Annotated in this window: 7 protein-coding genes; 3 read left to right on the top strand and 4 right to left on the bottom strand. The window is 47.2% G+C overall.

Annotation, left to right across the window (positions count from 1 at the left end):
• Positions 1 to 4,060 precede the first annotated feature (4,060 nt).
• The 4 genes from A3EU_RS33405 to A3EU_RS0127960 form a co-directional block, all read right to left on the bottom strand.
• Entirely contained in the window at positions 4,061 to 6,040 is a 1,980-nt protein-coding gene (locus tag A3EU_RS33405; RefSeq protein WP_020539487.1) for an HAD-IB family hydrolase, read from the bottom strand.
• Positions 6,037 to 6,771 (bottom strand): SDR family oxidoreductase, encoded by a 735-nt coding sequence (locus A3EU_RS0127945; protein WP_020539488.1) that lies wholly within the window; start codon positions 6,769 to 6,771, stop codon positions 6,037 to 6,039. Before A3EU_RS0127945 ends, A3EU_RS33405 begins: the two co-directional genes overlap by 4 nt.
• 4 nt (positions 6,772 to 6,775) lie before the next feature.
• Positions 6,776 to 8,086: an FAD-binding oxidoreductase gene (locus A3EU_RS0127950; protein ID WP_020539489.1), complete on the bottom strand. Its 1,311-nt coding sequence runs from the start codon at positions 8,084 to 8,086 to the stop codon at positions 6,776 to 6,778.
• A 212-nt stretch (positions 8,087 to 8,298) separates the two neighbouring features.
• Positions 8,299 to 9,420 carry a TRAP transporter substrate-binding protein gene (locus A3EU_RS0127960; protein ID WP_156825934.1) on the bottom strand — a complete coding sequence of 374 codons (1,122 nt, stop codon included), beginning with the start codon at positions 9,418 to 9,420 and terminating at the stop codon, positions 8,299 to 8,301.
• A gap of 210 nt (positions 9,421 to 9,630) precedes the next feature.
• On the opposite strand from A3EU_RS0127960, the gene A3EU_RS0127965 reads away from it, so the two are divergent.
• The 3 genes from A3EU_RS0127965 (at position 9,631) to pcaF (ending at position 13,502) form a co-directional block, all read left to right on the top strand.
• Complete coding sequence (locus A3EU_RS0127965) at positions 9,631 to 11,340, top strand: GMC family oxidoreductase (RefSeq protein ID WP_020539492.1); 1,710 nt, start codon at positions 9,631 to 9,633, stop codon at positions 11,338 to 11,340.
• Between the two features lie 22 nt (positions 11,341 to 11,362).
• Positions 11,363 to 12,085 carry a gluconate 2-dehydrogenase subunit 3 family protein gene (locus A3EU_RS0127970; RefSeq protein WP_020539493.1) on the top strand — a complete coding sequence of 241 codons (723 nt, stop codon included), beginning with the start codon at positions 11,363 to 11,365 and terminating at the stop codon, positions 12,083 to 12,085.
• Positions 12,086 to 12,296: 211 nt separating this feature from the next.
• Positions 12,297 to 13,502, top strand: coding sequence for a 3-oxoadipyl-CoA thiolase (gene pcaF, locus A3EU_RS0127975; protein WP_026211624.1), 1,206 nt, complete (start codon positions 12,297 to 12,299; stop codon positions 13,500 to 13,502).
• Positions 13,503 to 13,609: the final 107 nt, after the last annotated feature.

The following is a 13,609-nucleotide window of genomic DNA, read 5'->3' on the forward strand; positions in this document are numbered from 1 at the left end:
CTATCACAGAACTACTGTAACCTGGGTGCTTCTTACTCAGACGAGCCACGCATTGATGTATGTGAAGGCACTTACTCCTTCCGTCGCGAATGGAACATCATCGACTGGTGTTCACCAGCAGACAATGTGATCTGGGATCAGTTTGTGAAAGTTGGTGACTTCACCGGCCCAGTACTGACAGGTGTAGCAAACGAAATTACCATCTCTACCTCTCCATTGAGCTGTGTAGCGAATGTAGCGATCCCGACGCCGAGTATCACGGATGGCAATGGCTGTTCAGAAGTACAAACGACGATCTACACGATCCTAGCGAACGGAGAGACCTTCTTCGCCGGAGGTAATATCGCCGACAACGACATCGTACAGTTACCAATCGGAACGCACACGATGATTTTGTGTGCCGAAGATGACTGTGGCAATGAGACCTGTGAAGAATACACGGTCATCATTCGCGATGAGATCGAACCTACAGCAAGCTGTGATGATGATCTCAATGTATCGATCGGTGGTGGAGATGTCCTCAACGGCATTGAAGGTATCGCACGGATATTTGCGACCGCTGTTGACGAAGGTTCTTCAGACAACTGTGGCGCAGTAACCCTGGAAGTACGCCGTAACTACTGGCGCAACGAGACCTGTGACCCTAGCGCTAACCGCTGGAGCCCATGGGGTGAGTACATCGACTTCTACTGCTGTGATATCGCCAATGAAATTACAATTGAACTACGGGTAACGGACGAGTCTGGCAATGAGAACATCTGCTGGATGGTGATTACCCCTGAAGATAAACTGAACCCTTACTGCTACGCACCAGCTGATGTAGACCTGACGTGTAACGATCTTCCCCTGGCTTTCCCTGGAGATATCGAAACGGCTTATGACGAAGACTTTGAAGCTACCTCNATNATGATGAGCTCGATCTTCGGCGGAGCNACNGGNACNGANAACTGTGCGGTGGATACCATCGTAGAGCGTACACCAAACATNCAGGTGAACGATTGTGGCTGGGGANNNATNACCCGNCGCTTTGAAGCTTGGCAGTTACGNCCAGAAGGCGATGCTAACGGAAATGGCGCTATTGATATTAACGAAGTATTCCGTTCAACGAACAGCTGTAGCCAGCTGATCACGATCACGGAAGTCCACGACTTTGTTATCGACTTCCCTGAAGATGCTGATGCTGACTGTACTGACCCTGATGTACCCACGATTATTACGACCACCGATGGTTGTGATGTACTGAGTATCAACATCGGCGAGCCGGTGATCTACTCTGCTACTGGTGATGAGTGCTACAAGTACTCGATCACCTACGATGTAATCAACTGGTGTTTATGGGATGGTGAATACACCGGCTACGTTCTTCCTCGTATGACGGAAGATGACGGTGAGGCCCTGCCTATCGATCGTGCTGTTGAAGGCAACGAGCGTCCGGTAGTAAGCTACAGTGATGACAGCTTCTGTATCGATCGTCGTCACACTGACCGCGATGGAGACTCTAGCCTTGACAACTGTGCACAACCAGTACTACCTAACTACGGTCGCTACATTTACACGCAGTTTGTGAAAGTGTACGACTCAACCGCCCCTGTAGTAAGTGTTGGTGAGTACGGTGGCCCAACTGAAAATTGTCCAAATTTAGCACCAGGTCAATATGGAGATGATGATGGTGACTGTGAAGAAGTCGTAAGAATTCCATTCAGTGTAAGTGATGAGTGTGAACTATTCGACGGAGACGGTAACCTGGTGATTAGTATCGTATCTGCAGAACTTGACGCCTTTGCAGTAGACGCAAACGGCGACGGTGACATCAAGTCGAACGAGTTTGTAGCCGACGAAGATGCCCTTGCATACATTGATGACAATGAAGACGGCACCTACCTGTTCACGGGTAGCTTCCCGATAATCACGAGCGCCATGGGAGATAACATCTACCATGCCGTACGCATCTTGTTCGAAGACGGCTGTGGTAACCAGACCAGCGAGACCATCGTCTTCGATGTGATCGATTGTAAAGGACCAGCGCCTGTATGTATCAATGGACTGACGGTAACCCTGATGCCTGTAGATGAAGGTGTTGATGCAGATGGAGACGGCGACGAAGATCGTTGCGCAATGGCTATTTGGGCCAGTGACTTTGAAGGATCACCCATCAGTGATTGTACGGGTCAAGGACCAGAACTGTTCAACGGCTTACCTCGTGTTACGAAGTACGCTATTTACCGTGCTGCTGACGTAGAAGCTGACCCTGACTTTGCACCAAGCCCCGATGATACTGGATTGGTATTGACGCAGGATGATGACGAAAATACCGTAGTTTATGTATACGCCTTTGATGAAGAAGGTAACTACGATTACTGTGAAACCTACATTTTGGTAGCACTTAATGACAATTGTGGTATTATCGACGACGGAGGTATGGTAAACGGTGTCATTATGACGGAAGACGCGGAAACGGTAGAAGGGGTAGAAGTGAATATCAATGGAGATATGAACTTTATGATAATGACGAATANAGATGGAACATATAGTTTCGAAGGATTACCATTGGGTGGTGATTACACAATAACACCTTACTTGAATGCTAACCCGCTGAACGGTGTGACCACCTTTGACATCGTGAAGATTTCTAAGCATATTCTGAACGTGGACCCGCTGGATGGCCCCTACAAGCGTATTGCAGCGGATGCTAACCGTAGTGGAACGATTACGACGCTGGATTTAATCCAGATCCGCAAGTTGATCCTCAACGTGATCACTGAGTTCCCTAACAATACGAGCTGGCGCTTTGTCGCTGCGGACTATGACTTCCCCGAAAGCACGAACCCATGGTCAGAAACCTTCCCAGAGTTGATCAATGAGAACAACCTGGCAGGTGATATCCTGGATGCAGACTTTGTGGGTGTGAAGATCGGTGATGTGAACGGCAGCGCTCAAGCCAATGCAATGGCAGCAGACGATCGTACACTCAATGGTATCTTTAACCTTGAGGTAGAAAACATCGACATGAGAGCGGGCAATACTTACACGGTGGCTTTTGCTAGTGATCAAATTGCNGGTACAGAAGGTTATCAAGGAACTTTACAGTTGAATGGTGCAGAACTGATCGATATAGAATACGGTATTGCAACAGCTGAAAATTTTGGTCTACGTTATATTGCGGAGGGTCAGATCACTACTTCATGGAATGGTAAAGCTCGTGCTGAAGATATCCTCTTTAGCCTAGTGATCCGCCCAAGTACGGATGCTCAGATAAGTGATGTAATCAGTATCAATAGCCGCTATACGGCTGCAGAAGCATACGGAAATGGTATGACCATGGATATGGGGATTAATTTCCATAGCGGAGTAGTGCCATCGAGCTTTTTTGAGCTTTACCAGAACACGCCTAACCCATTTGCAGCAGCAACCCTGATCGGGTTTAACCTGCCAACGGACGCGGCGGTGATGGTCACGATCAATGATGCTAGCGGTCGAGTGCTCAGGGTAATCAAAGGTGATTACGCAGCAGGCTACAATACGATCAATGTAACGAAGCAGATGATCAAAGGCGCTACCGGTGTACTGAGCTACACGGTAGAAGCTGGCGAGCATCGCGCGACGAAGCAGATGATTGTGATAAAGTAGTTTGATGGTTTGATTGTTGGATCGTTAGATCATAAAGATAAAAAGCGGCAGTTCCTGGAAATGGGGACTGCCGTTTTTTGTTTGTATCGCCAGAGGTTTTGAGCTACATATGGAAGTACCGACGTAGATATAATCTACGCCGAACGGGTTTTTTTGAACCATGTAAGGGATTATAAGGACATATAAGAAGATGGTAAACCAAAAGATTGGTTAACTGGTCTTTATGTCTAAGGTGGGCTTTGGACTCAGAGTAGATACACGGACTGATTAGGTATTCGGACAAGGGGTAGTAGCGGTATGCGCACCATGGGAATACTCGCTTTGGAGGAAAGCAAAGGTGCGCATAAGAGTGGATGACCCGGTGGCCAGCCCGAAAGGTGATTGATTGCCATTAAGGATCAAAACAAGAGGGCTGGGCATGGCCCCAAATGAATCAGGTAAGGAACCTTAACCGACTGGCGGTTTTTAGATAAGCCAAGACCGCAAGGAGTCCCCAAAAGAGCGCAGCGACTTTGTCGTAGTGGAGGAAGTTATTAAAAAGCCCGTGGACAAAGTAGGTGAGGAGGCTAAAGAGTATACCGAAGCTCAGCGTATTTTGCCAGCTTGAAGGAGGAGAGGCATAGCTGATGTCGATCACTGTCCAGAGAACGGCGAAAATAAGCGTGACCCAAAGTAAAAGTGCAGGCAAGCCGGCTTCAGCGAGCAATTGGAAATATTCGGAATGTGCGCCGCCGCCCATCCCCGCCCGATGCTTGCCGGGGCTAGTAACACTGAGGCGAGTCATTTCTTCCGGGCGCTGATAATCGAGGTAGGCGAATTGGAAAGTACCAGTACCAAAGCCAGTAATGGGTCGATCAAGGAACATGCGCCAAGCACAACTGTAGCGATTGATGCGCTCTAAATTAGAGACGTCGGTAGTAAGGTTGGTGACGGAAGAAAGGTGCTCCAGTTGGTCATCTGTCCTGCCTGTGTTTTTGTTGTTGGACAGGTGTGAAATAAGACTTGGGGCAGTGAGGAGTATACCGACAAGTGAGACCGCAAAGGTGAAAAGTATGGCTTTGAAACTTGGCTTAAATAGTTTGATAATGGCAAAAATAACGATGCTCAGGAGGCTACTTAGCCAGGCAGCACGGGAAAAGGATAGGTAGACACCTGTAGCAAACAAGCTACTGAGGGCGAACCATAGCCAATGGTAAGGGAAGCCGCGTGTTTTGTGGTAGAAGGAAATGATAAAAAGACTAAAAATGGGGCCAAGTAGCAAGAGTAGACAACTACTGTACTGGCCATGGTCAAAATAGAAGGGGCGAGCAGTAAGGACGGATGCGTCGATTCGGAAATCGTATTGCGCGTGTACCGTCCAGGCAAAAAGAAGGATAAGCAAGAAACTGGCGGCGTACTGTTGGAGAAAGCGGGATAAGAATTGTGGCCGCCGATCAAATAGGATGGGTAAACCGTGATAAAAAACCCACCAGTGGAGAAAGGTGATCAAAAAATATTTGGAACTCACTAAGGGGAGTGTGGTAAAGATTGTACTAACAAACAGGCATAGTAGCATTAATACGCTTACGAATGTAAGCGGTTGACGATAAAAAGAGCGACCCCACCAGCCTTGGGTGAAGAACCACAGGCCGAGTAAGACACTAATAATAACAACAAGTGGCTCGCTGGGAATATTGATTTGGTGCTGGTGAAAATCAATGGGCAGGGAGAAGGGCAAGGACAAAAACAAAGCCAGATAAGCATAGCGAATAACCCGATAGAGCAGGGGGGCTAAAGGAGTTGTTTTGAAAAGATATGGAAGGTTGCTAGAGGTTAAAGGCAGCGTAGAGGAGTGATTGCAGTACTGAAGAAAAGGAGCGTCGGATGCCCGATCTCCGTAGCCATAGACTTCGGAGGTGGGGTGTTGTGATAAAACGGAAGATATTCGCTTAGCCTTTTCTTTGCCGTAGCAATTTTTGCCTTTGATTTTACCTGTGTAGTAGCCGTTTTGGGTAGCGAAACTTGTGGCAATGAGTTCGAATTGATGTGTGTCACACCAGGCTTTTAGCCAAATAGGAGAGGATGCTGTGAGGATAATAATCCGGTGACCTTGCTGCTGGTGCCACTGGAGTTGCTGCCATGCACCAGCGTAAATCATGGAAGGCAGCTTTTGCTGGCAGAATTGCTTCCCTTCTTGCGCTAGGTCTTGTTCCTTTTTTCCTGCATAGAAATAGGAGAATATTTTTTCTTTGAACTGGTCATTTGGATAGCGCCCAAGTAGGTACATGACCAAGTAGGGGAAATGAAGTAAGAAGCCCCAGTACAGCCTCCAGGAGCCATGTGTGTGGCGGATAAATGCCAAAAAGGAATCTCGATCGCTAATGGTGCCATCAAAATCAAAAACAGCTATGGCTGGTTGGGTCGCCTGACTCATAAAGAGAGACGTTGGAAGATAAACTCGGGAATATGGCGGATGATGAGCATGATTAGCCTCCAAGTTGAAAGGGTGTAAACAACCGATTTTTGTTGTTTATAAGCCTTGTAGATCGTATTTGCTACTATTTGAGGGGTAGCCGTAAGGAAACCGGGTGTGGGTAGGTCGCCGATCATTTTGGTACGAACAAAGCCAGGTATAATGGTGATTACCTTAACACCCTGTGGCCGCAGGTGTTGCCGAAGGCCACTGAGGTAAGCGGTAAACCCAGCCTTGGCAGCACCATAATGGTAGTTGCTGGCTCGCCCTCGTTCTCCGGCAACAGAAGAAATGCCAATGATGGTACCTGTCTTTCTTTGTGTCATATCGGCCGCAACAATATCTAGTATTGGGACGAGGCCAGCATAATTGGCATTGATAATCTGGGTGGCTTCTGCCTGGTTAGTGCGTGCTTTTTCTGGGTCACCGAGATAGCCTATGGCAGTGAGGACGACATCTGGCTTTTGAGGCAACTGCTCATAAAAAGCAGAATGATCCGCTTGATTCTCGGCATCGAAAGGGAGTGTATTCACTTGGATGTTGAAACGGATACGCAGGTCAGCAGCGAGGTGTTGCTGTTCTTCGTCGATGGTTCGAGTTGCCAGTAAGAGGTCGAAACCTTCGGCGGCAAAACGGTAGGCACAGGCTTTGCCGATGTCTGAATTGGAACCAAGAAGTAATAAAGTGGGCATATAGTTACAGGTCAAATAAACGCTCTGATTGCAAAGATCGGAATATCTGAGGAGAATGGAGAACTGCCGCTGGATACATCTTTCGGAAAGCAGCGGCCGGAAGCCTTGCATCTTTGGTGAGGTAGATGCGGCCGCTGTGTTGGATCACAATCTCGTCGAGGAGGTGAAACAAGTCGAGTACTTTGGGGCTGTATTTGAAATCAATCGCCAACGAATAGCCCGACATAGGAAAGTCGGTAGCGGCATAAGGGGCGTGCTCGCCCATTCTTTTGAGCACGACTAAGTAAGGGCAAAGGCGCGACGCTTTTACGGCCTCCAGTACAGCTGTGATACCTGCTAGGGAAGAAGAGAGCGGCAGTACGAATTGGTACTGCAGAAGCCCCTTTTTTCCATAAAGGTTGTTCCAATGCTTAATAGCGTCTAAAGGGAAGAAAAAGGAAGCGTAATGCTTGACGTGCTGGATAGACTTACGATTGCTCCAGCGGTAGTAGCCATTGTTTAAGCGCAACACAATAGGTTGAAGGAACCACGATGGAACAATACCAGGAATACTAAGCTTAGCAGGAGGGTGGATTTGTAGTGGATTGGGGGTGGCTTGTGACTCCAAATCTTCGCGGGTACACGATTTGCCGGTATGAAGTACTCCACGTCCAAGCTTATTACCCGAAGCGAGACCATCAATCCACGCCACTAAATAGGGCTGAGTGTGCTGCTGTTCGAAAAGCTCGAAAAGGTGGGAGAGGGAAGTGGCCGGGTAAGATTGTTGTTGATAATAAGAAGTCTCTATTCGGGACAACTGAAGTGTTGCTTCTAAAACAATACCGGTTGTACCCATTCCTCCGATGGTGTTTTTAAACAGTGTTTTGTTTTCTGTTCTGGAGCAAAGCAATACCTGTCCATCAGCAGTGAGTAACGAGAAGGATTGTACATAGTTGCCAAAAGCACCAGCGTGGTGATGATTCTTGCCGTGTACGTTGGCGGCTATAGCGCCACCTATGGTGATTAGCCTCGTACCAGGAATGACGGGAAGAAAAAGCCCTTTAGGGACGAGTACCGACAAGAGATCTTCTAGTAATACGCCAGCCTGGAGGCGGACGACCCCTGCTACTTCGTCGAGCTGTAAAAGTTTATTAAGCTTTAGAGTAGAACATACATTTTTCTGTAGCGCACTATCACCGTAGCAGCGGCCATTTCCACGAGGGATTACCGGTTGACCGCTAAGCTGGTTTAGCGTTGAATTCGTTGCTGAATAGGAATCAGCAAGATGGAGTCTGGCGTCGATAGATGGGGATTTCCCCCAGTTGTATAATTTCATTCAGATGTTAAAAGTAATTACTCAGATACAATTTTCTTTTAATTACCATTTTGATATTTTTATTAAACTCACATTTATAAAATGGCAAAAATTATACCTGCATTTGATGCGGATTTTAATTGAACAAAAACAATTGCAGCAAACAGAGTAGGGTAGCAGCTACCTCTTGGAGGCAAATGTTCTTCTGGAAAAGAGCTTGGGTAAACAGAATGCTACTGCACCTGTAATTCATTGTAAAACCGCTTCTCTGTAATGGCTGCGTAATTATATGCCTGTGACTGAAATTGCTTGAAGGAAGCATAAACCCGGGCAGAGAAGGGGTCTTCTTCCGTAAGCGTTTGCAAGACTTCTTCTGTGAGCGTCCTGAAACGTTCGATAACCTCTTTGGGAAATTGTCGGAGTTCTACACCTTTTTCTACCAAGCTACTTAGCGCCTCTGCGTTACGCTTCTCCATTTCCATCCAGCACCACAGGTGAGTATGATATGCAGCAGAGCGAATGATGGCCTGTAAATCAGCGGGCAGCTCGTCAAATTTTTCCTGGTTTGCGAAAAACTCGAGTGCTGTACCAGGTTCGTGCCAACCGGGCGTATAGTAATATTTAGCAATCTCATGAAAGCCCATCTGGGTATCGTGATAAGGCCCCAGCCACTCTGTAGCATCAATGACACCTCGTTCAAGGTTGGAATAAAGCTCACTTCCGGGCATCAGTACCTGAGCGCCGCCAGCGGCATCAAATACTCGGCCACCAAGCCCAGGGATACGCATCTTTAGTCCTTGGATATCCTGAAGGCTGTTGATCTCGCGGTTGAACCAACCTCCCATTTGTACACCTGTATTTCCACCCAAAAAGGGTACAACGCCAAACTGTGCGTAAAGCTCTTGCCACAGCTCCATACCACCGCCATTCATAATCCAGGCAGTGTGTTGTGCTGCGTTCATTCCAAAGGGAACGGAAGCAAAAAACTGTGCTGCCGGTGCAATACCTGCCCAATAATAGCCAGCTCCACAGCCCATTTCGGCTCCGCCAGAGCGTACGGTCTCAAATGCCTTCAAGGGCGGAGCGAGTTCACCACCACCATAAACAGTAATCTTCATCCGCCCAGCGGACATCGTTTCTATAAGGCCTGACAACATCTCACAAGCATCTCCCAAAACAGGGAAATTGGGCGGCCAAGTGGTGGTCATCTTCCATTCATACCTTTTTTGATCAGCCAAGGTGGGGGAGCCACCGCCCTTTTGAGCATTCATGTCTCCGGTAAGAGCACGAATGGCGAATGGCAAGGAAATGGTGCCCAGTGCCAGGGCTTTGAATATCTTTCTTCGGTTAGACATAGCTTGATTTTGAACCATATAAGGGCATAGAAGATAATATAAGGCTTTTTCTTTATGACATTGTTTCTTGCGCTATCTTCATAGAGGCTCCACATCGTGATTTCTGAACCGGAAAATAAAACTTCACTGCCTTAAGTGGTTCAAATACCTTCCCCAATGATAATAAAATGTTGGATAAAAACCCTAGTTTAGCACAAACGAAAACCCAGTATGTCAGAAACGATTTACGATGTAATTATAGTGGGCTCAGGGGCTGGAGGTGGTATGGCTACCAAAATGTTGTCGGAGGCAGGATTGAAGGTCGCGCTAGTGGAAGCTGGCCCTTACTTTGACCCCAAAGACCCTACGACAATGACCCAGATGAAATGGCCGTGGGAATCTCCCCGCAGAGGGGCCAGTACCAATCGGGCTTTTGGTGATTTTGATATGTCCTGGGGCGATTGGGAAGTGGAAGGTGAGCCTTATACCCAGCAAGAGGGCACCGACTTCATGTGGTGGCGCTCCCGTATGCTGGGCGGCCGTACTAATCACTGGGGGAGGATATCATTACGCTTCGGGCCAGATGATTTTCAACGAAAAGATATTGATGGACTGGGCGACAATTGGCCCATCACTTATGAGGAAATCAAGCCTTATTATGATCGGCTGGATAAGATGGTCGGCGTTTTTGGCTCTAAAGAAAATCGGCGCAACGACCCTGACGGTTTCTTTTTGCCAGCGCCTAAACCACGCTTGCACGAGCTTTATTACATCAAAGGTGCAAGAAAAGCAGGTGTGGATGTGATCCCTGCTCGGTTATCTATCTTGACCAAGAAGTTGAACAATGACCGAGGTGTATGTTTCTATTGCAGCCAGTGTAACCGCTCCTGTAATGTTTATGCCGACTTTTCGTCTAGCTCTGTGTTTATCATTCCTGCATTAAACGGTACTGGCCAGGTAGATTTGTTTGTGAATAGTATGGTGCGTTCTGTGACCACAGATACAGAAGGAAAAGCCACTGGCGTATCTTATATTAATAAAATCGACAGGAAAGAATACCAGTTGAAAGGCCGCTCCGTCGTTTTGGGCGCCTCGGCGTGTAGTTCTGCCCGTATTTTGCTGAACTCCAAGAGTCCACAACATCCCAACGGCCTCGGGAATAGTAGTGATGTTGTAGGGCGATACTTACATGATTCTACAGGTGGAGGAAGGACTGGTTTTATCCCTGCGCTGATGGATAGAAGAACAGATTATAATGAAGATGGGGTAGGAGGGATGCATGTCTATTCTCCCTGGTGGCTCGACAATAAGAAGTTAGATTTTCCCCGTGGTTATCACATTGAAGTTTGGGGGGGACTCGGGATGCCTGCCTACGGATTCGGTTTTGATGCCACCGCTTTCAATAAACACATCGGTTTGGAAGTGGGTGGTTATGGCGATAAACTGAGAGACGACGTGAAGCGGTTTTATGGTGCTGCTATCGGTTTTGGCGGCAGAGGAGAGTCTATCGCACGAAAAGAGAACCGTTGCGAGCTAGACCCTACTGTTGTAGACGAATACGGAATTCCTGTACTGAGGTTTGATTACCAATGGTCAGATTATGAACGTTATCAGGCGCGCCACATGCAGGATACTTTCGAGGAATTGATTCATGCAATGGGTGGACACCCCGTTGGTGACAAACCTACCAAGGAGCAAGATTGGGGCTTACTGAAGCCTGGGCAAATTATCCACGAAGTGGGCACTACCAGAATGGGTAATGACCCTAAGACATCTGTGACCAATAAATATTGCCAGTTACATGATGCAGACAATGTGTTTGTTGTAGATGCTGGACCTTTTGTGAGTCAGGCGGATAAAAACTGTACCTGGACCATTATGGCATTAGCCATGCGAACCTCGGAATATATTATAGAGCAGTACAAAAAGCGGAATATCTAAAGAACAGCACGAAAAAAAGACTATGAAAAGAAGAGAAACACTAAGGACCTTATTGGTCGGAACAATAGGAGGTGCCGCTTTAATTACAGCAAGTGGCTGTGATCCAGATACCTCTGATGCTGCTAGCATGGAATCTGGGAACAATGCCAACGGCTTATACGGTCGTACGCCAGCGGAAATAGAGCATGATGAAGAGGTAAATGCAGAGATTTATTTGAATGAACATGAGCTGGCTTCTATCGCCGTTTTGTGTGATATCATTTTGCCTGCTACCACCACGGCTGGGTCAGCAACCGATGCCAAGGTGCCTGACTTTATAGATTTTATCGTCAAAGATCTTCCTGTCCTACAATTGCCAATAAGGGGCGGATTGATGTGGCTCAACTATGAAGCCAATCGACGATTTGGCAAGGATTTTATTACTTGTTTGCCGGAGGAAGAGGTGCAAATCATTGAGGATATCGCTTACCCCGATCCGGAAGAACTTCGACCGGACATGGCTTATGGGATCACTTTTTTCAACCTTATGCGGAATCTTACTTTAACCGGGTACTATACCACAAAAATGGGCTTGGATGATCTCGGATACACAGGTAACTTTGCTAATGTATGGGATGGTGTACCTGCAGAAGTACTCGCCGATCACGACGTAGATTATGATGAAGAATGGCTGGCGAAATGTGTTGACCAAAATGAGCGCATGACCATCGCGGAGTGGGATGAAGATGGTAATTTGTTGACTTAAATTTTATCACATAGTCACATAGTTTTTTTTATCACATAGGCATATAGACTAGGTTTTTTGATTCGAACCAATTGTGTTATTTTTGTGTTTTCATGGACCATTTAAGGCACCTAAGAAAAAAACTTAAGTTCCTCAAGTGCCTTATGTGGTTCAAATTTCTCCCTAACCATATACCTTGTACCCCGTACAAAGTACCAAGTACCCCACAAAATTGGAAGCATATCTAGTAGCGGGCGTTCGTACCGCTTTTGGCAAGTTTACAGGAACCCTTTCTCCGATTCGTACCGATGATTTAGGCGCAATTCCTATCCGTGAATTGGTCAAGCGTTTTCCGCAAATTCCTCTAGCCTTGTATGATGATGTAATCCTTGGTTGTGCCAACCAGGCAGGAGAAGACAACCGAAATGTTGCCAGAATGTGCCTCTTGCTGGCGGGTTTGCCTTTTGATGTTCCAGGAGAGACGGTGAATAGGCTTTGTTCTTCTGGCTTATCTGCAATTTCACACGCGAATAGAGCCATCAAAGCAGGGGAGGGGGACCTCTTTATCGCCGGTGGTGTGGAACACATGACTCGTGGCCCGTGGGTGATTTCCAAAACCTCCAAGCCTTTTGGCCGTGATGCCCAAATGCACGATAGTAGCTTTGGCTGGCGGTTTGTCAATCTTAAGATGCAGGAGCTTTACGGCACCGACGGCATGGGCGTAACTGCTGAGAACTTGGCGGAGATGTACAATATCAGCCGAGAAGACCAGGATTTATTTGCTTACAATTCCCAACAGAAAGCTGCTATAGCGCAAGCTTCTGGGCGTTTAGCAGAAGAAATTGTGCCGGTAAATATTCCTCGCCGCAAGCAAGATGACCTCGTATTTGATCAGGATGAATTCATCCGTGCTGGTACGACGACCGAAATATTAGGAAAATTACGCCCAGCTTTCCGCAAAACGGGTGGTACGGTTACCGCTGGAAATGCTTCTGGTTTGAACGACGGTGCTGCAGCAGTATTGGTAGCTTCCGCTAAAGCCGTGAAGGAGTATGACTTAGAACCATTGGCTAAAATTATTACTTCTGCTGTAGTTGGTGTAGAACCTAGAATCATGGGTATTGGCCCTGTAAAGGCGAGTCAAAAAGCCCTCCAACGAGCTGGTTTAACGCTAGCAGATATGGATATCATCGAGCTTAATGAGGCTTTTGCTGCTCAAAGCCTGGCCTGCATTCGTGAACTTGGCTTACAGGATGATGACCCACGTATCAACCCCAATGGCGGTGCTATCGCTATTGGTCACCCACTAGGCGTTTCTGGTACAAGGATTGCACATACTGCTGCGTTGGAACTCCACAAGAGAAATGGAAAGTACGCCCTGGTGACCATGTGCATTGGGGTGGGGCAGGGGTACGCGATGATTTTGGAGAGGGCGTAATATGAGGTGTTGAACCACCAAAGGGCACCAAGTTTTTAAGAAGATACCAACAAGGTAAATTCACCCAATGTACAGGTGGTTACCTAAGCACCGATAGGTCAATAAAG

Source organism: Lewinella cohaerens DSM 23179 (assembly GCF_000379805.1).
GTDB classification, from domain to species: Bacteria; Bacteroidota; Bacteroidia; order Chitinophagales; family Saprospiraceae; genus Lewinella; species Lewinella cohaerens.

Coding starts and splice junctions, on each gene's coding strand:
- A3EU_RS33405 (WP_020539487.1), bottom strand. CDS start 6,040: ATGAGTCAGGCGACCCAACCAGCCATAGCTGTTTTTGATTTTGATGGC.
- A3EU_RS0127945 (WP_020539488.1), bottom strand. CDS start 6,771: ATGCCCACTTTATTACTTCTTGGTTCCAATTCAGACATCGGCAAAGCC.
- A3EU_RS0127950 (WP_020539489.1), bottom strand. CDS start 8,086: ATGAAATTATACAACTGGGGGAAATCCCCATCTATCGACGCCAGACTC.
- A3EU_RS0127960 (WP_156825934.1), bottom strand. CDS start 9,420: ATGTCTAACCGAAGAAAGATATTCAAAGCCCTGGCACTGGGCACCATT.
- A3EU_RS0127965 (WP_020539492.1), top strand. CDS start 9,631: ATGTCAGAAACGATTTACGATGTAATTATAGTGGGCTCAGGGGCTGGA.
- A3EU_RS0127970 (WP_020539493.1), top strand. CDS start 11,363: ATGAAAAGAAGAGAAACACTAAGGACCTTATTGGTCGGAACAATAGGA.